Origin of the sequence: Mycolicibacterium lutetiense (genome assembly GCF_017876775.1) — a bacterium.
GTDB classification, from domain to species: domain Bacteria; phylum Actinomycetota; class Actinomycetes; order Mycobacteriales; family Mycobacteriaceae; genus Mycobacterium; species Mycobacterium lutetiense.
Genome location: NZ_JAGIOP010000002.1, coordinates 359,423 through 380,320, shown reverse-complemented (window position 1 = coordinate 380,320; position 20,898 = coordinate 359,423). Strand labels below are relative to the sequence as shown.

General features: G+C 63.9%; 27 protein-coding genes. 17 read left to right on the top strand and 10 right to left on the bottom strand.

Annotated elements, in window-relative coordinates:
• Positions 1 to 74: 74 nt before the first annotated feature.
• A complete protein-coding gene (locus JOF57_RS31215) occupies positions 75 to 308 on the top strand; it encodes a hypothetical protein (protein ID WP_209916453.1) in 234 nt (77 codons plus the stop codon).
• 157 nt (positions 309 to 465) lie between these two features.
• Here the strand turns inward: JOF57_RS31215 and JOF57_RS11070 are convergent, their stop codons facing one another.
• Positions 466 to 771, bottom strand: a complete 306-nt coding sequence (locus JOF57_RS11070; RefSeq protein ID WP_234938099.1) for a type II toxin-antitoxin system Phd/YefM family antitoxin — start codon at positions 769 to 771, stop codon at positions 466 to 468.
• Positions 772 to 1,154: 383 nt separating this feature from the next.
• On the opposite strand from JOF57_RS11070, the gene JOF57_RS11065 reads away from it, so the two are divergent.
• Complete coding sequence (locus JOF57_RS11065) at positions 1,155 to 1,370, top strand: hypothetical protein (protein WP_209916451.1); 216 nt, start codon at positions 1,155 to 1,157, stop codon at positions 1,368 to 1,370.
• 321 nt (positions 1,371 to 1,691) lie between these two features.
• Here JOF57_RS11065 and JOF57_RS11060 read toward each other — a convergent pair whose 3' ends face one another.
• Positions 1,692 to 2,090 carry a DUF1761 domain-containing protein gene (locus tag JOF57_RS11060; RefSeq protein ID WP_234938098.1) on the bottom strand — a complete coding sequence of 133 codons (399 nt, stop codon included), beginning with the start codon at positions 2,088 to 2,090 and terminating at the stop codon, positions 1,692 to 1,694.
• Positions 2,091 to 2,276: 186 nt separating this feature from the next.
• On the opposite strand from JOF57_RS11060, the gene JOF57_RS11055 reads away from it, so the two are divergent.
• The 7 genes from JOF57_RS11055 to JOF57_RS11025 all read left to right on the top strand — a co-directional run bounded on the left by JOF57_RS11055 (position 2,277) and on the right by JOF57_RS11025 (position 7,688).
• Positions 2,277 to 3,008: a hypothetical protein gene (locus JOF57_RS11055; protein WP_209916447.1), complete on the top strand. Its 732-nt coding sequence runs from the start codon at positions 2,277 to 2,279 to the stop codon at positions 3,006 to 3,008.
• A 33-nt stretch (positions 3,009 to 3,041) separates the two neighbouring features.
• Positions 3,042 to 3,662, top strand: a complete 621-nt coding sequence (locus JOF57_RS11050) for a winged helix-turn-helix transcriptional regulator (protein ID WP_209916446.1) — start codon at positions 3,042 to 3,044, stop codon at positions 3,660 to 3,662.
• A gap of 236 nt (positions 3,663 to 3,898) precedes the next feature.
• Positions 3,899 to 4,450, top strand: a complete 552-nt coding sequence (locus JOF57_RS11045; protein ID WP_209916444.1) for a YaeQ family protein — start codon at positions 3,899 to 3,901, stop codon at positions 4,448 to 4,450.
• Positions 4,451 to 4,680: 230 nt separating this feature from the next.
• Entirely contained in the window at positions 4,681 to 5,298 is a 618-nt protein-coding gene (locus JOF57_RS11040; RefSeq protein ID WP_209916443.1) for a helix-turn-helix domain-containing protein, read from the top strand.
• Positions 5,299 to 5,405: 107 nt separating this feature from the next.
• Complete coding sequence (locus tag JOF57_RS11035; RefSeq protein ID WP_209916442.1) at positions 5,406 to 5,948, top strand: VOC family protein; 543 nt, start codon at positions 5,406 to 5,408, stop codon at positions 5,946 to 5,948.
• 23 nt (positions 5,949 to 5,971) lie between these two features.
• Positions 5,972 to 6,454, top strand: a complete 483-nt coding sequence (locus JOF57_RS11030; protein ID WP_209916441.1) for a nitroreductase/quinone reductase family protein — start codon at positions 5,972 to 5,974, stop codon at positions 6,452 to 6,454.
• A gap of 25 nt (positions 6,455 to 6,479) precedes the next feature.
• Positions 6,480 to 7,688 carry a serine hydrolase domain-containing protein gene (locus JOF57_RS11025; RefSeq protein WP_307869998.1) on the top strand — a complete coding sequence of 403 codons (1,209 nt, stop codon included), beginning with the start codon at positions 6,480 to 6,482 and terminating at the stop codon, positions 7,686 to 7,688.
• A 57-nt stretch (positions 7,689 to 7,745) separates the two neighbouring features.
• On the opposite strand, the gene JOF57_RS11020 is transcribed toward JOF57_RS11025, so the two are convergent.
• On the bottom strand, positions 7,746 to 8,108 hold the full coding sequence (locus tag JOF57_RS11020) for a metallopeptidase family protein (RefSeq protein WP_209916440.1): 363 nt from the start codon (positions 8,106 to 8,108) through the stop codon (positions 7,746 to 7,748).
• A gap of 210 nt (positions 8,109 to 8,318) precedes the next feature.
• Between JOF57_RS11020 and JOF57_RS11015 the strand changes: the two genes are divergently transcribed.
• Positions 8,319 to 10,004, top strand: a complete 1,686-nt coding sequence (locus JOF57_RS11015; protein WP_209916432.1) for a GMC family oxidoreductase — start codon at positions 8,319 to 8,321, stop codon at positions 10,002 to 10,004.
• 21 nt (positions 10,005 to 10,025) lie between these two features.
• On the opposite strand, the gene JOF57_RS11010 is transcribed toward JOF57_RS11015, so the two are convergent.
• Positions 10,026 to 11,768 carry a VanW family protein gene (locus JOF57_RS11010; protein ID WP_209916431.1) on the bottom strand — a complete coding sequence of 581 codons (1,743 nt, stop codon included), beginning with the start codon at positions 11,766 to 11,768 and terminating at the stop codon, positions 10,026 to 10,028.
• Positions 11,769 to 11,946: 178 nt separating this feature from the next.
• Here JOF57_RS11010 and JOF57_RS11005 point away from each other — a divergent pair, with 178 nt between their 5' ends.
• Positions 11,947 to 12,513 (top strand): dihydrofolate reductase family protein, encoded by a 567-nt coding sequence (locus JOF57_RS11005; RefSeq protein WP_209916429.1) that lies wholly within the window; start codon positions 11,947 to 11,949, stop codon positions 12,511 to 12,513.
• A 10-nt stretch (positions 12,514 to 12,523) separates the two neighbouring features.
• Here the strand turns inward: JOF57_RS11005 and JOF57_RS11000 are convergent, their stop codons facing one another.
• Positions 12,524 to 13,480 carry a TauD/TfdA dioxygenase family protein gene (locus JOF57_RS11000; RefSeq protein ID WP_209916427.1) on the bottom strand — a complete coding sequence of 319 codons (957 nt, stop codon included), beginning with the start codon at positions 13,478 to 13,480 and terminating at the stop codon, positions 12,524 to 12,526.
• Between the two features lie 85 nt (positions 13,481 to 13,565).
• On the opposite strand from JOF57_RS11000, the gene JOF57_RS10995 reads away from it, so the two are divergent.
• The 3 genes from JOF57_RS10995 to JOF57_RS10985 all read left to right on the top strand — a co-directional run bounded on the left by JOF57_RS10995 (position 13,566) and on the right by JOF57_RS10985 (position 15,458).
• Positions 13,566 to 14,300, top strand: a complete 735-nt coding sequence (locus tag JOF57_RS10995; protein ID WP_209916425.1) for an IclR family transcriptional regulator — start codon at positions 13,566 to 13,568, stop codon at positions 14,298 to 14,300.
• Positions 14,301 to 14,383: 83 nt separating this feature from the next.
• Positions 14,384 to 14,713: a hypothetical protein gene (locus JOF57_RS10990; protein WP_209916423.1), complete on the top strand. Its 330-nt coding sequence runs from the start codon at positions 14,384 to 14,386 to the stop codon at positions 14,711 to 14,713.
• Positions 14,714 to 14,765: 52 nt separating this feature from the next.
• Positions 14,766 to 15,458, top strand: a complete 693-nt coding sequence (locus JOF57_RS10985; protein WP_209916421.1) for a hypothetical protein — start codon at positions 14,766 to 14,768, stop codon at positions 15,456 to 15,458.
• Positions 15,459 to 15,467: 9 nt separating this feature from the next.
• Here the strand turns inward: JOF57_RS10985 and JOF57_RS10980 are convergent, their stop codons facing one another.
• Entirely contained in the window at positions 15,468 to 15,740 is a 273-nt protein-coding gene (locus JOF57_RS10980) for a hypothetical protein (RefSeq protein WP_209916419.1), read from the bottom strand.
• Between the two features lie 142 nt (positions 15,741 to 15,882).
• Positions 15,883 to 16,491 (bottom strand): LGFP repeat-containing protein, encoded by a 609-nt coding sequence (locus JOF57_RS10975; protein ID WP_209916417.1) that lies wholly within the window; start codon positions 16,489 to 16,491, stop codon positions 15,883 to 15,885.
• An 83-nt stretch (positions 16,492 to 16,574) separates the two neighbouring features.
• Here JOF57_RS10975 and JOF57_RS10970 point away from each other — a divergent pair, with 83 nt between their 5' ends.
• Positions 16,575 to 16,718 (top strand): hypothetical protein, encoded by a 144-nt coding sequence (locus JOF57_RS10970; protein ID WP_234938096.1) that lies wholly within the window; start codon positions 16,575 to 16,577, stop codon positions 16,716 to 16,718.
• An 18-nt stretch (positions 16,719 to 16,736) separates the two neighbouring features.
• Here the strand turns inward: JOF57_RS10970 and JOF57_RS10965 are convergent, their stop codons facing one another.
• Positions 16,737 to 17,369, bottom strand: a complete 633-nt coding sequence (locus JOF57_RS10965) for a hypothetical protein (protein WP_307869997.1) — start codon at positions 17,367 to 17,369, stop codon at positions 16,737 to 16,739.
• A 459-nt stretch (positions 17,370 to 17,828) separates the two neighbouring features.
• Positions 17,829 to 18,257 carry a cellulose-binding domain-containing protein gene (locus tag JOF57_RS10960; RefSeq protein ID WP_209923246.1) on the bottom strand — a complete coding sequence of 143 codons (429 nt, stop codon included), beginning with the start codon at positions 18,255 to 18,257 and terminating at the stop codon, positions 17,829 to 17,831.
• Between the two features lie 302 nt (positions 18,258 to 18,559).
• Between JOF57_RS10960 and JOF57_RS10955 the strand changes: the two genes are divergently transcribed.
• The gene (locus JOF57_RS10955; protein WP_209916413.1) at positions 18,560 to 19,849 is read left to right on the top strand and encodes a hypothetical protein; all 1,290 of its coding nucleotides are present in this window, start codon (positions 18,560 to 18,562) and stop codon (positions 19,847 to 19,849) included.
• Between the two features lie 103 nt (positions 19,850 to 19,952).
• Here JOF57_RS10955 and JOF57_RS10950 read toward each other — a convergent pair whose 3' ends face one another.
• Positions 19,953 to 20,099, bottom strand: coding sequence for a pyruvate ferredoxin oxidoreductase (locus tag JOF57_RS10950; RefSeq protein WP_209916411.1), 147 nt, complete (start codon positions 20,097 to 20,099; stop codon positions 19,953 to 19,955).
• A gap of 146 nt (positions 20,100 to 20,245) precedes the next feature.
• Here JOF57_RS10950 and JOF57_RS10945 point away from each other — a divergent pair, with 146 nt between their 5' ends.
• Positions 20,246 to 20,896 (top strand): maleylpyruvate isomerase family mycothiol-dependent enzyme, encoded by a 651-nt coding sequence (locus tag JOF57_RS10945; protein WP_209916405.1) that lies wholly within the window; start codon positions 20,246 to 20,248, stop codon positions 20,894 to 20,896.
• Positions 20,897 to 20,898 lie beyond the last annotated feature (2 nt).

Genomic DNA, 20,898 nt, shown 5'->3' with positions numbered 1-20,898 from the left:
CGATGAACCCGATAGCTTGACCGTCCTTGCCGAACTCCTGCACGGCAGTGACCTGTCAGCCACTCAGCAGCGCAGTGCACGACGCTGTCGTCAGCAGCGTGCTCGAAGGTGCAACACCTGATCGCACATCGATGCTCCGACTCATCGAGTTCGCCGCCGGGCGCATCACCTTCGACCAATGCAAAAAACAAGTACTCCGGGCGCGCACCTCAACCCTCAACCACGAGCTCACGCAGGCCGACGCCGACTATGCAGCCGGCAACACCATCGCCAGTGAGGATCTACGCAAACACTACGGACTCCGATGATCCCCATCCAACCCATTCGTCCCGGAATCCCATGACCAAGAAGACAATTCAACTCACCAGGCCCACACCAGGCAGTTGCGTCACTGTGACGATTATAGGAAATCGTCGGCTAACTGCAGAGGCCATTTCCGGCGCTCTCAGATAGGCAGTGGTGGCACTACTGCGGCGTGGCCGGTCCAGCGCCGTATACATCGCGGATCTCATCCTCACCGTAACTTCGGCCAGCGGCGACATCAGCTTCCGACTCAGCGACCGACTCCGCAGACCCCGGAGTCGACAACCACTGCAGCGTATCCTGCATAGTGTCCCATTCGTCTATGCCAATCAACACCGCCACTGGGGCATCGTCTTTGACGATCAGAATGCGGTCCATCGTCTGGAACACAGCATCGACAAGCTCTTCAAGATTCTCGCGCACTTCAGCGAACGGCAGTACCCGCATACTCAACACGTCAACGTCCATGACCCATTATAGGGGCGTTCCTGACCGGTTTCCGGAATAGGACACTCGTTCAATCCCGCACGTCAGCCAGCTTTCCGGGCACCTCTAAATTGAGAAAACTCGATCAGCAGGCACCAGTAAAGTGAAAAAGTGCTCGATTAGTTGAGAAATGACACCATGTGGTGCGAGCATTCTCATCAGATGCAACTCGCAATGGTTGTGTACCGATAAGCTACATTATGTCAACTTAAGTTCACCCGGTCGCTCTCCCCATTTAGGCTGCCGCCCAACCTTTTCCACCCGTTAAGGAGATGCTGTCGCAGCGACTCTGGGCAACTGCAGGAACAGGTCGTCGACAATCACGTCGAGTATGAGTGCTTCCGTTCGCGCCGTAGGCTCACGGCATGCACAACGTGATTCTGGCCAGCACCGCGGCAACAGCGACGCTGACGCTGACGGTGGCGCTGGCGGCCTATTCAGCGTTGATCCTCGCCTGCATCGCGGTGGCGATCGATGCCGCCCGCCGACACCTACGACGCCGGGCGATCGCCGCCGCAGTGATGGTTGGGGTGCTGACCCTGGGCGGGCTGGTTGTGGCGATTGTCAGCAGCGTCGCATGAACCCTCACGACGCGGTGAGCGTGAACACCGGATACCTGATCCCGTCCGGCTGCCGCTAGCGAGCTGGCCAGCAGTCAGCACCTCTCCCCTGCCACACTCCACCTGAGTCGCCGCTTAGCAACGCCGGGAATGCGGCGGGATCGAATACGGAGTGCTACCAGTAAAAGCCCCGCTTTCATCAGGTGAATCATTTTCAATCCGATCGGCCGGATCGGCACTGGCGTCGCCACTCCGGGACTTCCTGGCCAGAATCGTTGACCCACTGAAGGTGTGGGCTAGATCGCCAGGGCCAGCGTTTATCGCCAACCGGCCTTCGATTTGCTAGAACAGCCCGATCACGAGAGCCATCGTGAGGAACAGTGCGAGTTGGTACGCACTGTTGATGATGGTCAGTCGGGGCGGCTTCAGTTCGAATGCGTTGTGTTGAACCAGCGTTGTGACCGAGAAGGCCAGCCACGCCGCGAAGCCGACGACCATGGCGACCCACACAGAGTGGCCGCCGGTGGCCGTGAAAGTGACCTCGACCGCAGCCCCCAGCCCAATCGCAGTCACCGCGTTGGCGAGCAGCAACTGAGCCATGTTTCGTCGGCTTGCCGCTTTCGATTGCTCTGGTGTGATGCCAGTCAGGTTCCACCACGGGGTGACGAAAATCTTTCCGTACCATACGCCGGCTACCGCCATTCCCGCGGCGGTCGCGACTGCAATACCGAGCCAATTCATATGCACAGCAAGGCTCCTGGACTGATTGCGAGCAGGCGTGGCGCCGAGCCCTGGTCTACGTGATGCGCGCTGCCGCCGTTTCGTGCGATCTGCATATGCCGGTTACCTCTTCCGTCCATGGTCACGCATTGCACATGTAATATACAAGCTCGCAATCAAAAATGAAGTGTGATTGGAGGCGGTGGGATGGTTGAGCTACTCAACGAGGTTCTTGACGCCTATGGCGGCGCTGAACGTTGGAGTTCTATTGCGATGATTACCGCTCGGGGCCGCTTGGGTGGCTTGCTGCCCAAGCGTTTTCCCGGCAGCAAGCTATCGAACTTCACTGTCGAGGTCAGACTCGCCGAGCGGCGCACCGTCCTTCAAGACTTCCCGCAGGCCGGCCAGCGCGGCGTGTTCGACCACGGCGAGACGCGGCTAGAAAGCCGTGGCGGTGAGGTGATTGATGTCCGAACCGACCCTCGTGCAGCTTTCTTTGGGCTGAGTGGAATCCGCCGTAACTTCCGTTGGGATCCCCTCGACACGACCTACTTTGCTGGATACGCCTTCTGGAACTACCTCACCTTGCCGCACCTGCTTACCCTCGACGGCGTCACCGTGACAGACGGCGGACCCTGCCAGAAGTCAGGTCGTCAATGGCGGCGGCTCCTGGCCACGTTCCCTACTGACATCAACACCCACTGCCGGCAGCAGACGTTTTACGTGGACTCCGACGGCCTGATCGGTCGCCACGACTTCCTCGCCGAACCTGTCGGCGCCTGGGCCAATGCCGCGCTCTACTGCAGCCAGTATCGCTGCATCGATGGGATTGTTTTTCCCACCCGGCGGCGCGTATTTCCGCGAGGTCTCCGAGGCAGTGTCCTGCCTCAGCCCACATTGCTGGCGCTCGACTTCGACGAGATCAAGATCGAGCATTGAGCTTGGCGCAAAGCAAAGAAGGAGGCGCTACCCATGCGGTCATACGGGCAGTACTGCGGCTTAGCACGTGCACTCGACGTCGTGGGCAATCGGTGGAGCCTGCTCGTCGTGCGCGAATTGCTCTCCGGCCCAGCGCGCTACGGGCAACTCCAGGCCGGGCTTCCCGGGATTTCGACTAACCTGCTGACTGATCGCCTGCGTGAACTGGAAGACGCTGGCGTTGTTCATCGCCAGCTAGACAGTGACAGCAACAGCGTCGCCTACGCACTCACGCCCTGGGGGCACGAACTCCGAAATACCGTTGCCGCGCTGGTGAGTTGGAGTAAACCCCTCATGGTTTCCGGCCCGCAGAACGACAGCTTCCAACCCCATTGGCTGGTGGTGGCGCTGGAGTCGCTGCTGGGCGGCAATCGGGCCAAGGTTCCTGCAACGGCCGCTATCGAGGTCGACGGCACAATCCTGATTGCGCGCATAGACAACGTCGGCACGCACGTTGGACTAGCGGTCGATGAACAGCCCACTACCGTCCTCCGCGCCGAACCCTTGGTGATACTCGGCCTGGCGGCGGGCATGCTCACAGTCCAGCAGGCAATCGCTGCGGGAAACCTCACCGGTGATCAACAAGACCTCGCCGCGGTATTCGACCCTCGCTGACGCGACATCGCCCGTAACCGACTGGACCGTTCGCGGCGCCACGCTGATGGTCATCGCCATAGCTGCCGCATTGCCCCGCTGTCAGGCTCTCTCCCCTTGCCAAACCTCAGGATGTTCACGCCTACCCCAGTTAGGGGGCCTATCGGTGGCGACTCGATCCGACGGCTAGCGCGGCGCCCTGACCACTCAAAGCGGCCCGACTACTCGGCGGGCACCACCTGGGTGGACACTATGACGTGGCCCTTTCTGCAACAGTGTTCAAAGTCGAACTTGGCGTCTCCGATGTCGATCACGGTTACTACGCCGATCACACACTGACCGTGGCCCGTCATCCCAGTGAGACCGATGAGCGGATGGTGGTGCGGTTATTGGCGTTTGGGCTGCGCGCACACCGACTCAGCGACGTCGACGGTGAGTTGGCGTTCGGGGCGGGCCTGTCCACCCCTGGCGTACCGGACTTGCGGCTCGCCGACTACACCGGCCGGATCCTGGAGTGGATCAACGTCGGCCAGCCCGACGAGCGAGTCTTGGGCAAGGCGGCCAGCCAGGCCGACCAGGTGCTGCTGTTCCCGTTTGCCGCCGGCGTTGCCACCTGGTGGCGCACCGTCGGCCCCAAAGTGGCGGGGCTGCCGAACCTGTCGGTGATGCAGATACCGCACGCACCGGTGCAGCAACTGGCCCAGACTGTCGATCGACGGGTCTCGGCGCAGGTGATGGTGATCGAAGGTCAGGTGACGATGACCGTAGGCGGAGTCGACGTCACCTTCACACCCGAGCCATTGCAGTGAACCTCTGAGCCCGAGGCGCTGGTCGATGGTGTTAGCGCCCAGTTCTGGAATATCTGGATCATCGAAGCTCCCCCGGACTTGGATCCGCTGGGGTTGAGGTGCTGCAGGTGTCGCTCACCTGACAGCCCCGTGGGGGCCTACGCGGAGGGACGCCGGGCAGTATGTTTCCTCGGATGTGGGAGGAACGGGCGGGCAGATCACCGTGGGTCCGCACAGTCTGGCGCGCGACTGTGGAGAGCCCCCAACGCTATTCGGTCATCGGATCCGAGTATTGGGGTTTGTCGTTTATCCGTCGCCGAGACGGAGAGTTGGCCGCGGAGCTGGATGGTCCCAGCTTGCGCAATCGGGTTGTCGACGGGCATTTGGGTGAGCAGTACTGGGGCGTCGAACTCGCCGCCTACGTCGCAATCCCAGGAGTGCCGAAGTGCGCGATCCTCGGTGAGACGGTGACCTTGCCGGTATCGGGCGGCCACGTCCTCCTCGGGGATCGCCGATGGCCGGTGCCAGCCTGGCCCGATCTTGAAGACTGGGTCGATCACCTGGCTGAGAACTGCGGGCTACTGGTCGACGAGGAGGTCCGCAAGGCACTGAACGGGGATCGGATCGGCGCCTCGGAACGGACTTGGCAACGCCGCTACCGTCGCACGGTCGGGCTGACCGCTCAGCAGATCGATCAACTTCATCGCGCGCAGCACGGCTACTTCCTGTTGCAGACCGGGCACTCGCCTGCGGAAGCGGCGGCCGGGGCCGGATTCGCCGATCAGCCACATCTGACGCGCTCGCTACGGTTGATCCGCGGTCAGACCCCGGCCGCGATCATTGCCGCCCAAAGGCGCCGGCAGTACTGACGCGACCGACGACGACCCCTGACGGTGTCGTCACCGAAGAGTTGTCGTTCTGGTTCAAGAACTGGCCTGCGGCCTCGCGATCAAATGGTGGTGACGAGAGGAAACTCATGACTGCTGTCCCCGCCGCACCGGCCGGCTTCTCAACGATCAACCCGTTCATTGTCACGCGTGACGCCGAGGGGCTGATCCGTTTTCTGACCGATGTCTTCGACGGCATCGTGCATCCCGACGCCCGCACTGTCGACGACGACGGGCTCCTCCTACATGCCGAGCTTCAGATCGGTGGCAGCACTGTGATGTTCGCCGAACGGAAGCCCGGCTGGCCATTCACCCCGGCACTGCTGCAGGTCTATGTCGACAATGTCGAGGTCGTGCTGGCGCGTGCGGCCGCCGGCGGTGCCGAGATCATCACCCGCCCGACTGAGTTCTTCGGTGATGTCTTCGCCCGTTTCCTCGACCCCTGGCACAACCTGTGGTGGGTCTACCAGAGCGGGACCGCCCTGGACAGCAACTGGGGCGAGAGCTCCACCGGCACTGACTGGTCAGACAACACTGACGATTCGGCCGCGTGGGAGCCGACTCCCGAACTCACCTACATCCACGACACACTGCTTCAGGCGCTCCGCAAAGTCCGCGACCCCCATAAGTGATCGACGAGCGGAGGTTTCCAAGCATGGCGAACCAAGACATCAGCTACGACGACGCCGACGCCCCGTGGAATCAGGAAACCGGTCAAGATCCATCGAACTGGAACGACGACGTGGTTGCCGAGTTCCGAGCGAACGCGGGCCAGGTCGGCGGTGACTACGCCGGGTACCCGCTGATCCTGTTGACTACGACCGGTGCCCGCAGCGGTGAACTCCGAGTAGTGCCTCTGGCGCCCAACTATCGCGGCGATACGCTCTACCTCAGCTCGTTCCGGGAAGATCGGGATCCGGACTGGTTCCACAACATCCGAGCGAACCCGGCCGTCACTGTCGAGATCGGGAACGAGACGCGTCAGGGAACGGCCACGACGCTGGCCGGTGCCGAGTACGACGAGTTCGCCGATTGGGTGCGGCGAAACAACCGACTGCTGGCCGAGTTCCAGGCGACGATCGACAGGCCGGTGCCACTGGTGACGATCCGCTTCGCACAACGCCGATCTACGGGATGAGAAGCGGCCAGATCACTTTTCCGCAGTGTCCGGGATCCGCACTCGACCAGTACTAGAACGTGTTCTAATTCGGTTTATGTCCAGTTCGGCGGCGGGGCACGCTGACCCCGCGTTTGCGGAAGTGAAAGCCGTCTTTGAAGCAGGTTTAGCCGACGGCGACGACCTCGGCGCCGCGGTGGCGGTATTCGTCGACGGGCGTGCGGTGGTGGACCTGTGGGGAGGCATCGCCGACAGACGGACCGGACGTCCATGGACTCGCGACACCGCTTGTCCGACCTTTTCCTGCACCAAGGGCGTCACGGCGACCGCGGCCCTCATGGTCGCCCAGCAATGCGGCCACGACGTCGAGGAACCGGTGAGCGCCTGGTGGCCGGAATTCGCACAACACGGCAAGCACGAGATCACCCTGAGCGACCTGATGGCGCACCGGGCCGGGTTGCCCGTATTGGAGCGCCCGGTTTCGGTGGCCCAGGCCGCGGATCCCACGGCGATGGCCGACCTGTTGGCGCGCCAACGCCCGCTCTGGCAGCCAGGGACCGAACATGGTTATCACGCTTTGACTTTCGGATGGTTGGTCGGCGAATTCGTGCGCCGCCACACCGGCATGACAGTCGGCGAGTTCGCCCGGCGCCACTTGGGCGATCGGCTGCACATCGGAGCTTCCGGTGCGGCGGTGCGCGAGGCTGCCCGGATCAGTTCGCCACCGCCCGAGCAGCGTGTCTGGAGCGCTGAGAACGCGCCGCCGATACCGGAGGACACAGTCGCCGACATGGTCGCCGCGTTCGCCGATCCAGAATCGCTGTTCATTCGGGCATCATCGAATCCCGTTGCAGCATATAATGATCCAGAAGTATTGGCGGCCGGATGGCCCGCGTCTGGCCTGGTCACCACCGCTCGCGATCTGGCCAAATTCTATGGCGACCTGATCGGCGGAACCCTGGTCGCCCCCGGTCCCCTGCGGGAAGCGATCACAGAACGCGTGCGCGGCCGCGACCGGGTGCTGCGTTTGGAAAGCGCATTCGGCCTCGGCTACATGCTGCCGTCACAGAACTTCGTGGTGCCCGAACATGCGCAGAGGACGGCCTTCGGCCATCCGGGCGCCGGCGGCTCGGTGGGACTGGCGGATCTCGAACACAAGGTCGCTTTTGCCTTCGTGCCCAATCTGCGCCGCGACTGGCTGGCCGGCGATCGCCGTGCCTATCGGCTCGTCGCTGCGGTGTACGACGCGCTGTGACACCGCGACGCAACTGACACGCGCGGTGCCGGGACAGACCCTCGTCTGGGTGCCGCGTCAGTAGCGGTCGAGCTCGATCAGCCGCTCGTCGCTGATGCCGAAGTGATGCGCGATCTCGTGGAGCGTGACGTGCGTGACCCGGCGACGTAGACGATCGGTGTCGCCGGCCGCGAGTCGGGTGAGCGGCCCGGCGAAGATGCTGATCTTGTCGGGCAGCGCTCCGCTGTAGTTGCTGGTCCTTTGGGGCAGCGGCACGCCGCGGTACAAGCCGAGCAGTGGTTGCCCGTCCGGAGGCTCGTCCTCTACGACGATCTCGACGTTGCTCATCGCCGCACGAAGGTTGGCCGGCAGCGAGCTGAGCGCGTCGGCAATCCCCTCGTCGAACGGATCCCTCGGACCCGGACTCGAGACGGTATCCATCTCCGCCATGGTGCCAGAATCGGCGGCCCTAGGACGCCGACGGTTGGGACGGTGTTCCATCCTGGGTGATCCTGCCGACCCGCCGACATCGCCTTGCGCTACACGCCGCCGCGGCGCAGCAGACGTGCGAACACGTGTCGACAGAACATACCGAGCGGTCATCGCGCACACTAGGACTCGCATCCGACGCCATGGAGGAACGTTGCCGCAATGAGCCCCGTCGCCGAATTTGACTTCATCATCGTGGGGGCAGGCAGTGCGGGCTGCCTGCTCGCCAACAGGCTCAGCGCCAACCCTGGCCACCGTGTGCTCTTGATTGAGGCCGGCGGAAATGACAACTGGTTCTGGATCAAGGTGCCGGTGGGCTATCTGTACACCATTGCCAACCCCCGCACCGACTGGTGCTTCACGACCGAGGCCGACCCAGGTCTGGCCGGCCGCAGCATCCACTACGCGCGGGGCCGCGTGATCGGCGGCTGCTCGTCGATCAACGCCATGATCCACATGCGCGGTCAGGCAAGCGATTACGACCTGTGGGCGCAGGCCACCGGTGACGACCGATGGCTTTGGGGTGGCCCGGACAGCGCCGGCGACACACTGGCGATCTACAAGAAGTTGGAAGACTACTTCGGCGGAGCCGACGACTGGCACGGCGCCGGTGGTGAGATCCGCGTGGAGCGGCCGCGGGTGCGCTGGAAGATCTTGGATGCATGGCAGGCCGCCGCTGCCCAGGTGGGCATCGCCCCGATCGACGAGTTCAACCGGGGCGACAACGCCGGCAGTGCGTACTTTCACGTCAACCAACGGCGTGGCCGTCGCTGGTCGATGGCCGATGCGTTTCTGCATCCCGTCGCCCACCGGTCCAATCTCACCGTCTACACCCAGACGCAGGCCGTGCGACTGCTGATGGACGACCAGGTGCGCGAGGATCAGCGTCGCGGAGCCTGGACGACGGCTCAGCGCCGAGCCACCGGCGTGCGACTCCTCAAAGATGGCCAAGTCGTCGACGTCCGCGCCCACCGGGAGGTGATCCTGACCGCCGGAGCGATCGGTTCACCCCATCTCATGCAGGTCTCGGGTCTGGGCCCAGCCGAGTTGCTTACCCAGCATCACGTGCCGGTGGCCGTCGACCTGCCGGGAGTGGGTGAAAACCTCCAGGACCACCTGCAGCTGCGAACCGTCTACCGCATCCAGGGCGCCCCGACTGTCAACACGCTGTACCGCAATTGGATTACCCGGGCCGGCATGGGACTTCAGTACCTGTTGCTCCGTTCAGGGCCGATGACCATGCCGCCCTCCACACTGGGGGCCTTCGCCAAGAGTGACCCCGCGGTGGCCAGTCCCGATATGGAGTGGCATGTGCAGCCCTTGTCCTTGCCGAAGTTCGGCGAATCTCTGCACCCTTTCGGCGCGATCACTCCCTCGGTGTGCAATCTGCGTCCCAGCTCGCGTGGCCATGTGCGCATGGCCGATTCAGATCCGCTGACTTACCCCAAGATTTCCTGCAACTACCTGTCCACGGACACCGATCGTCAAATCGCTGTGCGCGGCCTCCGGATGACGCGGCAGATCATGGCAGCGCCGTCCCTGGCCCCCTACTGCCCGGAAGAGTTGCTTCCCGGCCCCCAGCTGGTCAGTGACGAGGACCTGCAGCAGGCGGCCCGTGAACTCGGGACCACCATCTTCCACCCGGTGGGCACCTGCGCGATGGGAACCTTTGACGCCCAAGGTCTTCCGCGGTCGGCCGCCACGGTGCTCGACACCGACTGTCGCGTGTACCGCGTCGCCGGCCTTCGTGTGGCCGATGCGTCGGCGATGCCCACCATCACTTCCGGTAACACCAACGCGCCGGTCATGCTGATCGCAGAGCGCGCCGCACGGGCGATCCTGGGATAACTACGGACGCACCGGCGGTCGTCAGCCGCCGCACACGACCTTGGGTATGGGGTCGTAGACGACAGTGTGGGAATTGGTGCGAGTTTGTCCGGTGGCGATGTCGCGCAGGGTGCGGGTGTCGGTGATGGTGAACCCCGGCCCGCCGCCGCTGGAGCTGCAGGCTTCACCGGCAGGGATCCGGACGGTCTGCGGGCTCGTCGGGCGGCTGCGCCCGCTCTGCGAGGACGTCACCTCGTAGCGTTTGATACCGACCAGCCGGACGGTGATGGAACTCGACGTCCACTCGGTTTGTATCTGCACCGACGTCGGACCGTCGTTGCGGAACTTGACGTCCAGCACGTCATCGAACACCGTGGCTTCCCGTCCGGCCGGGTACCGACTGATGTAGTAGCTGTGCTCGTGGTGCTCGATGTCCTCCATGCCGGCGAAGTACCCGGCGTTGAAGAGAGTGGTGGCTATCTGGGACACCCCGCCGCCGACACCGCGTGCAGGCCTGCCGTGTTCGATGATTCCGGCCTCGACATAGCCCGACGCGGCGTTGCGAGGATTGGTTGCGGCGTTGAGGCTGAACGTTTCTCCTGGCCTGATGACGATGCCGTCGAGCTGCTGGGCAGCGCGCCTGATGTTCTTGCCGGAGTCACCGGAGAATCCGCTCGTCTGAAACTCGCCGATGACTTCGATGGGGCCGAGTTGATTGATCTGGTCGAAGGTGAACGTCGGCCGCTCGTCGACATACTTTGCAGTGATCTCGCGGTCGTCGGTGCTCGTGAGAACCGCCAGCAGATCGTCAAGGGTCGCGTCGTAGTCGACTCGGCGGCCAGCCTGCTCGGGAACCTTGGCCGGCGGTGTGGCGGCGAAGTCGATGTCGGCGTTGCGGAGCGGGGTCTCCGACGCCGCCAGTTGGGGGCGGAGCTCGTCGACGATCAGGTTCTCGTTGATTTCCGGCACCAGGCGCCCGTCCTCGGCACGGAAGGTCAGCGCCGCCGCGATCGTGTCCTCGGAGATGACACCCCCCTCGCCGTTGCCGTTGCCGTTGCCGTTGACTTTGCCGCCGACGACGGTGATCGGCCCGGACACTGCAGGTTGAGCAATGTCACGTACGACGGTGTCGACGTCGGCGCTGGTGATGCTCGGCGCAAGTTCCACGATCGGCAGGGCCACGGCCTGACCGCTTGCCCAGTCACGGGTGAACACACCGGTGGCGGCAGCGACATCGAGGCGTCGGCCGGTCTGTGGATCAGTCGACACGGGGCGACCGTCGACGAAAGCGACGGAGCCCTCGACCGGGTCCTCGGCGACGGTCGACCCGAGTTCCTCGAGCGTTGCGGTCAGGGCCTGTTCGTCCACTGAGGAGACCAAGCCGATCGGGGTCTCCACGACGAACGACATGAGCCGGGTGATCGGGTTCAGTGGTTGAGCGCCGGCCTGATCGACCGTGGCGCGCGAGTCTATGGTCAAGCCGATCGAGTTCGGATCTACCTCGGCTTCGGTGGTTGCCACCGTCACCGGGATCGGGTGGTCGGCACGGGGGCCGACCACCTCGCGAAGGCGCTGCTCGGCGGCCTCAGGTGTCAGTCCGCCGAGCGAAACACCGGCGGCGGTCACCCCGCGGGGAACCTTTCCAGAGGTGATCATCAGATCGGCGGCATAGAACGATGCCAGTAGAACGAGCGGGACGCCGACGATCAGGAACAGGCGTCGACGCGAACGCCATCTCGCACTGGGACCCTTCAGGGCACCCAGCACCAGCGTCTTGCCCTGCATGGATCGGTTCCTCAAATATCGTCAGGCCCGGTATGTCCGCGGCCGGCTTTGCTCAGACCGGCTTTTCGCACGGTGTGTTCCATGGTATCGGGTTGCTCGTAACGGCGTGGATCACACAAGTCGCACCAATGTGTGCGCGATCGCGATGAGTTTTGCCCTCCGGTGCAGTCTGCCGTCCATGGGCAAACTCATCTATGGCTTCAACGTGTCGGTGGACGGCTACATCGCCGATGCACAAGGCAAAATCGACTGGTCGGATCCGAGCGAAGAGGTGCACCAGTACTGGAACGACTTCGAGCGGGAGACCGCCCTGGCGTTCTACGGGCGGCGACTCTACGAACTGATGTCCGCGTACTGGCCGACCGCCGACAAGGCTCCGGACGCCACCCCGCTGATCGTCGACTTCGCGCAGATCTGGCGCGACATGCCCAAGGTCGTGTTCTCGCGCACCCTGGAGTCGGTCGACTGGAACTCCCGCTTGGAACGCGGCGACCCGGTCGAGGTGGTGACGAGGCTGAAAGCCGAAACCGAGGGCAATCTGGAGGTGGCCGGCGCGATGCTGGCCGCACCGATTGTGCAGGCCGGCTTGGTCGATGAGTACCGGATCGTGATCGCGCCCACCGCCGTGGGTGGCGGCACCCCGTTCTTCCCGACACTGCCGTCATGGATCTCGCTGCGACTGTTGGAGAACCGCACCTTCCCGTGTGGCACGGTACTGCTGCGCTACGAGACGAAACACGACTGATCGGCCGCGTTCAGACCGTCATCTCGAGGATCTTGTCGCCCTGTACGTTGCCCTCGAAGTAGCCCAGACCGTAGTCCCCCTGGATCGTGGTGCGGTGCATGGTGCGCGGCTCGTCTGGATCGTGGCCACTGACGGCGTGCAGCATCCGCAAGTTGTCCCAGATCACCATGTCAGTGGGGCGCCACTTGTGGAAGTACGGCGTGAGGCCGGCCAGCATCTCCCTGCACACCGCTTCGAGGAGTTCGTCCCCGTCGGACGTCTCGTCACCTTCGATGCCTTCTGCCATCCACGGCGAGATGTGCAGCACCTTCTCTCCGGTGTCGCGCATCCACACCGCGGGATGGATAGCACGGGGAAGGTTCTTGCCGTAATCGATCGTCGCCTGCAGGCGCACGTGCGGCTGGATCTCCCGGAACCCATCGGCCAGGCCGAAGCGCATCTCGGCGAAGCGCAGGTTCAGGGAGTAGAGGATGTTGCGGTCCTCGATCTGCCTGCGCAATTTCGGCGACAGAGTCTTGTAGAGGTGGATGCCGTCGGCGAAGCCGGTTTCTCCCCCTTCACTGACACCGGTCACGCACCGCAGGACGCCCGCCAGGTTCAGTTCGTTGTTGTAGCAATGGTCGAAATGCCATGGCAGCCATGAAGTCACCTCTTTCCCGTCGACCTCGACGATGTTGCCCTCACGCGGAGCCTGGCCGATTTCGATGACGCCTGGGTGTAACGCTCCCCCGGCTCGCGGCACGGAGGGAACCGGATGGTCTTTCAGCGGGCCAAAAACCTTGCTGATCTCCACCTGCAGCCCGCCGTCGGGCTCGACCTCCTCGAACAGGATCATCCCGCGCTCGTGAAAGACGCGCCTGAGGCGGTCGCGGACCTGTTGGTCCTCCAGCAGTGCGAGCGTGACGCCGGTGACCCGCGCGCCGAACGACAGGTCGTCCCGAAGGGGTCTGACGTGGATGGGTGACATCTCTCGTTTCCTTCTCCGTTCGGGGCCCAGTACGTATCAATATATGATACGGTGAATCACTATCTAACATTAGCGAGGTGAGCCGATGGCCGTCAAGGGCAGTTCCACCGCTGCACGGGTACTGACCGTGTTCGAGGCGGTGGCCGCCAACGAGCCTGTCGGCGTCGCAGCGCTGGCGCGGATGCTGGAAATCGACAAAAGCGCGGTGCAGCGCGCACTCGTGACGCTGTCGGATCAGGGTTGGATTCAGGCGTGCGAGGAGCAGATGACGCGGTGGGAGACGACCCCGCGCATCCTGAACATCGCCCACAGCTCGCACGCCAAGTCCGACCTGCGCCACAACATCCAGTTGGCGCTCGAGCAGCTCGCGATGCAGACCGGCGAAACCGCGATCTTCAATGAACCGGACGGCCCGCAGTTGGTGGTGTCACAGGTAGCGGAGAGTCGGCAGGAACTGCGTATGGTGCCGCGCATCGGCGCCATCGTCCCCGCGCGCGATAGCGCCACCGGCCGCATCCTGTTGCCTTTCTTGAGCATTGAACGGCAGACCGAACTCCTCGGCGCACCGCCTGATGCGGAGTTCCTGCACCTCCTCGACGCATGCCGCGCGCGTGGCTACGCCGCCAGCAGTGAGGTGGACGCCCCCTCCATGACCATCGCCGCACCGGTGTTCAAGGTCGACGGTCGCCCGATCGGCGTGGTGGCGATCAGTGGACCGGCCGAACGGATGTCATCCGACAGCCACCCCCGCCTGGCCGAGCTGGTGTGCCAGACAGCGAATCTGCTCTCACGCAACGTTCCACAGCCGACCAGGTCGTAGAATCGGGCTGAACGTGGGTTCTGCCCCATTTGGGTACTACCCATCTGTTACATATTGGGTAGGATGGCGTGAGGAGGTGGATGATGAGCAGCCCGCAACCCGCCAGGCATTTCGTCACCGAGGTCGAGGTCGACCCGCGGCGCCGAGTCACCTTGGGTAAAGCCGGCAAGCCCGGCCACCGCCGCTACCGAGTAGAGGAAGACGACATGGGCGTGCTCACGCTGACGCCCGTGGTCAGCGTGCCCGTCACGATGATTGCCGACCGTCTACGCAAGGCGGTTGCCCTTGCCGACGCCGGTGATCTGCGCCCACGCCCGGAACGTTCGCGTCCCCAACCGGAGGATGCCCCGTCGGCCACGACCCAGGCACCTGCCCGCCGATCCCGCACCACGGCCGCCCGCCGGCGTGCCTGAAGGCAGCGGGTCACTGCCCTCAGAACGACCGTTCCCAGGACCGACAAACCCGTTGGCCCGTGGCGGACGTAGCTATACGCATTGCGCGGTCGGGTTCGTCGACACTCTCGGCGCCAAGAATTTCGCCGCCAGCGACACGTTCCTCAACGCACTGGCCTACATGGTTGACCTGCAGCACAAGGTGGCACAGGCCCAACCGGGAAACGCCGTGCGGACCGTCTATTTCTCCGACAACATCGGCGCATCGATCCCGTTGACAGGCCTAGACGCCGCCGGCGCCAAACGGGCCGTCTGCCAGCTACTGCGGCTATTGGCCGGCATTCAGCTCTACTATCTGCGCGACTTCGGAATCCTGTGCCGCGGTGGGGCGGCCGTCGGTGACTGCTTCCACAGCCAGGACATGATCTTCGGGCCCGCACTCGTCGAGGCCTACCGCCTGGAAGGCAGCGCCGTGAGCCCGCGCATTGCGATCTCCGACGACGTTGTCGCGCTCGCGGGCGAGGACGTGGTGGCATTGTTGCCGCCCGAGCCTCTCGTGGAAAACGGCAGAACCGTCGGTGTCGCTCGCGCGATCGACTTCATGCGCGCCGAATGCCCTACCCCGCCCGCTCGCACGCAGTATCTGGAGCAGTTGAGGACCGTCACCGCCGCCGGGTTGAGCCAGTCCGGCGCCACGGCACGCAGCAAGTGGGATTGGACCGCAACGCAATTCGCCGCACTTGATGCCGCAAGCTCCGCAGACTGATCAGAGCCGTCAGTCGGCGAAGACGAAATCAAGCACGATCGCGCCCTTATCGGCATCGAGCGACCAATAGATCCACAGGCCCGGCGTCCCGGCTTCGATCAGGGTGCGACGGATCTTCCGAACGACCCCAGCCAACGCGACCGGTTCTGCGGCCGCCCACGCGGTGCGGGACTGGAACTCGACCTCGTCGAGGACCTCCCTGGCACGCAACACCATCGCCATCCGATGGTGCGGCTCAAACAGCGCGTCCCAGGACTCCTCTGCCAGCTCCGTCCACCACACGCCGAGATGTTACCGCGCCGGTCCGACATGACAGCTCAAGTTCCGTCTCGGGGCGGGCAGATGGCCGGTCCCCCGCACGCCGAAACGAAACCCCCATGCCTGCAACACATTCAGCGATCCGCGTGCAGTTCGAGGGTCGTGTCTACAGCCCGGACGGTACGACCTTGCCGTTGACCGTCACCTCGACCTGACGGGTCTTCGAGTTGTACGTGACCTTGCCGTGGTCGAACGTCTCCACGAGCAGACCATCGACGGCACTCTCGTCGCTGGTGGGGGCGCCCAACGGACCCACCGAGCCGTTATCGCCGGTGACCGCAGGCACGCCATCCTTGTCGCGTGGGACATTCCAGGCCTCCCGGATCTTGCCCCAGGTGATATAGGCAGGCGTGCCCGCCTCGTCGTTCTTGGCGGTGATCACGCCACCCTGGAACTGCTGGAAAGCCACTCCGCTCTCCCGTGCCCCCGCGTTGCGGTCACCCGTCAGCGGCTTGCCGAGAGCATCCTTCTGATCCTCGGTTGCCGACGAGTACTTGGCAGCGATCGGGCCGGTCAGCGTAACCTCGACATCCCTTTCCCCCATCAGCTTCACCTCTTCGGGTTGCGCAGGGGCTTCGGTCGCGGAGGTGACGATCAATTCGACCTGAGGCGGCGCCGATGCGTCGACGCCTGTGCCGTTGCTGCAGCCCGCAGTGATCAGTGCGACGGTGGCCAGGCCGACGACGGCCGTGTGGCGGTATGCGTTCATCCTCATGGGTTTTCCCTCCCGCGTCTTCGTGTGGTGTGGGTTCAAGTTGCGGCTGAACCCTCGCCCGGCCGGGACTATAACCGAACCACTTGAGTAGCGCAGGAGATCGTGATCTGCCACCGCCGCCGGACGGCGACGTCGGCAGCCCCTCCTGGCTCCACACGACGCTTACCAGCTCCACCACCGACACCGACGATGTGGTCGCCTATTACGGCATCACCAAGTCGGTCTGACGGGTTGGACGTGAAGGGTTAGGTCACCGGTTGCAGCGGGGCGCTGACAGCGTGGCTGTACATGTCTGCGGCAGCACTCATCGCGGCCTTGACGGTGTTGTAGTAGTGAGTTCCGACGCCGCCGCCGCGGTACTTGAGCAGCTGTGGGTTCTGGGCCAGCGTGGCCGCCAGCACACTGTCGCCGTTGATGCCGTACTTCTTGGACGCCTCAGTGAACCGAGCGATGAACCGGGCGATCGACTTGTTGGGGTCTTGGCGCTCGGCGACGGTGCCGAAACTGGCCTTCTCCTGGAACAGGCCGATGACCTCATCCGCCGCGCCCCCTGGGCCGCCATAGGCCTGCACGCCGCCGGATGCGGTCGGACGGAACGTCGACTCGATTTTTGCGGTGGCGATGATGGTCTTGATCTGATCTTCGCTCAGCTTGGCGGCTCGGCCCTGGCTCACGATGGCCTTGACGATGTCCTGCGCGGTGGAGTCTTTGGTCACGACCACTGGTCTCGGCGGGATGACCGCGGCCTGTTTGGTGACTGTCTCCCCCGCCGGGGGTTGGTCAACCGCGACCGCCGCATGCCGGTCCGTCGGAGCGGAAAGCAGAGTGGCACCCCCGACGCCGGTGACGACGAGAACAGCGGTGATGATCTTCTTCACTTGTCTCTGTTTTCCGAACGTCTGGATTGGTCCGCCGAGCTTCGGCATGGTCTTACTCGCTTCTGTGGGGTTTGAGGGTGTGGAGCCGTGTCAGACACGAACACCCCTCTCACCGCGCTTCTGGGCGCCAAGAAGACAGGGATGGACCGTGCACTGGTCGCTCTGCGGCGACCAAGCGCCGATCCGACCAAATGCGCGCGAGTAAACATTTGCTGCGTGCGTTACAGCCGAGGCGACGCCAAGGTCAGCCCGCCGCCGACACGTCACATTTGTGGCAACTACCACCCTTATTGCCAGAATGTGATCGACGCCACTTTACCTGGCACTACAGCGGTGTAGTAATTAGCCGAGAACTGTAATGGAACATCTGGGATCTGGCAAAATCCCAGTATGGGTTCGATCATCAACGGCCAGGGCACGCATGAATGACGCTCGGCTATTCGTTTGCCAACAGGCCCGCTAGGTGCACAAATACTGTCCGTTGAGCACGCAATTCGACGGTGGTACGTACGAGCCAGACAACACGCCTCTGAGGCCGCCGGTGGCGGTACCGCCGGGTGCGATGATGCGATTCCAATTCGCGGGCGTGAGCACATAGTGCGTGCCATACCGCGTGAGATTGCTACTCCACGTGTGCGAGACGGATTCCCCCATCGGCAAGTCGAATTCGAGCTTCCAATCCGATAGCGGCACCGGACTCGAGTTGACGATCGTGAAGTGGCCGATGAAACCGGTTTGCCATGTCGATGACACCCATATCCTCGCCGCAGGCGCAGCCGCATGGGCTACGGGAGTGATGACGAGCCCGGGGATGGCAACTATCAACGCCGACACGATGACGTGAAGCGCTGTGCGCCAGCGCTTCACATATTTGTCCCATCCCGCCATAGCTTTACCAAGGTAAAGCCAAACAGGGATGTCGGCGACTCGCATCGCGGGTAAGGTGCCGTACCTTTGCCCAACTGAAACCGTCGCGCAATCTCCAGTCTCCTCGATCCCCCTGAATCTTGTATCGGCCCGGTCCTCCGTGTGTATAAACTTCGTCAGCCGACGATGGCTGGGAACACGCGGAGAGTTGTGGTCATCCGCCGGGAACGATCGGGACAGCCATGGGTCGGCACACTGCCTCGTATATCGCAGCGCAACATCGAATTTCCGCCGGACCGACCGCACCGGGCGCAGCGATGTACGTGGGTCGCGTCGGTCTATTGGCGCTGACCTTGGGCATCGGTGCGGTGGTGGCAGGATGTGCCGGAATCGCCAATGCCGAAGGCCCCGCGGATAACGCGGGTGGTACCGCAGCACATTCGTCGGATTCACCGACCGGTGCCGGCACAGTCAAGGGATCCCCCTCCGCCGGATCGCCCGGCGCCAAGACGCGCAAACGCGGTTTGTCACCCGTTCCAGGGATCAAGCTGGCCCACGGCCGCAGAGCGCCGATCAGCGATCGGCGCTCACCCCTGGCTGCCACCCGCTCTGCCACCACGGAGCCGTCCATCCGCCGCTCGGGCGACAGCGCTGCCAAGTCAGTACGTGCGGCACGCTCACCCGCCGACGCGATCAACAAGTCTTCTGCCCCTTCACCTTCGACGACCGGCAGGGCCCCGATGTCCGCGGCGACGGCCGCGCACGCCGAGCCGGCCATCGCGAATCCCGTCGCGACCGCGGTCTCGGGAGTCGTGTCGGCCCTCGCCGTCACGCCCTCAGCGGTGAATACCGTTGGCGCACCGGCAGTCCCGATGCCGATGGTGCAAACCATGGTGCAGTTGGTCCACCGGGAAGTCGAACGCATTGCCCTCGGCGCCAACCACTTCGGGCCGGCAGCCGGTCACACCCCGGTCGGCGTCAACGCCGTCCCGGCGATTGCACCCGGGGTACCGGCCCCCACCGATCAGGCCCCGACGGTGTACGGCGACATCGGCAAATGGATGCTTCAGTCCAACGGGCAGATATCCAATTACGGTGGGCTGCCGCATGGTGGCAGGACGGTCCTGGAGCCGGTCAACGTCATCATCGTCGACCCGACGTCGACATCAGCTGCTGAGTCGGCGCGCAAGCTCAACACCGCGATGTTCTGGTCCGGCTTTCCCGCCCAACCCATTCACAGCACCGGGTTCCACGGCACGATCGACGACGTGACCTACGGGCAGCAGCCCACTGGCCTCCTGGTGGGCTACTCGGACAACTTCTTCCTTTTCCCCAACAACCATGGCCGAATCTTCGGACCCGACCCGGTGGAGACCAGCACCGGGTACGTCTGGAGCGGCTCGTTCAGCACCGAACAGTTCGTCATCTACGAGCTGCTGCCCAGACACGCGTACGTCTCATCCAACCTCGCCCGCAATGCGCTGGCGATGCGGCTCATCGCGAGCGGCCAGGCGACCTATGGCGGCATGGTCCCCTTGGACAACTCGTACAACACCGCCACCACGACAACCGGCGACCATGACGGCTACGCCGTGGTGATCGTCTTGAAGTAGCCGCAACACCCCCGCGGTCACCGAACCTTCACGTCCGTAACCGGGTGGCGGAGAAATTCGAGATCCGCCGCCACCCGGTTACAAACGCGGCATGGACCGCACTCTATGGCCGCAAAATCTCTGCTGGAGAAACGGTTTCGACGAACGCGCTCGCCGAATCGGCGAGTTTCCTGTCCGCAGTGGCCAGCGCGTCCGCCTGCAGCTGGGTCAGTGCGATGTACTCGGCCTGGTAGGTGTCGGGCCAATCCAACTGGGGCCGCTATTCGCCAAGCGTGATCCAAGGTGCTCTGGACGAGCTGACCAAACAGCTTGCCGAGAGTGGCCGGTGCGTGCCGGTGAGGGTCAAATCGTGGGAAAAGTGACGACTGCCGTCGGACTCAGGTAACACTTCTGGACATGACGATCGCAGCGGACGTCAAGGCCGAACGAGCGGCAGTCACCCAGTCGTTGATCGAGTTGGGTCCGGCGGCCCCTACCGCGTGCGGCGATTGGACCGCACTCGACCTTGCGGCCCACCTGGTCGGCGAAGAACGCTACGGCGGCGTGACGACCTTCATCGCTCGATCCCTGGTAACCCGCGGGGTTTCGGTCGCAGGCACACCGAAGATGGTGGACACAGCGCTTCGTCGGGAGCGACGCCACGGTTTTGCGGCAGTGATCGATCGGTTGCGTCGGCCCATGCCACGGCTGCTGCTACATCCGGTGGTGGCTCCGCTGGCCCTGTTCGAATACTGGACCCATCACGAGGATCTCATCGGTTTCGGCACACGAGCCCACGCGGTGCCGGCAACGCTCGTGGCGGCCATTCCCCTCGTGCTGCGCTATCAGCTCAAGAAGCTGCCCGTCGGCGTTCGGGTGACGGTCGGGACCAGCGACGGCGACCACCGGTGGTCGGTCGGCCCGAAGTCGGGGCCCGAAGTGATTGTCGGTGGCTCTCCCCCGGATCTGGTCCGATGGCTGTCGGGGCGGCGAGCAGCAGGCGAGATCACCATGGCCGGGCCCGGCCCAATGGTGGAGGAACTGCGTGCATTCGGGGGTCGAGTGTGACT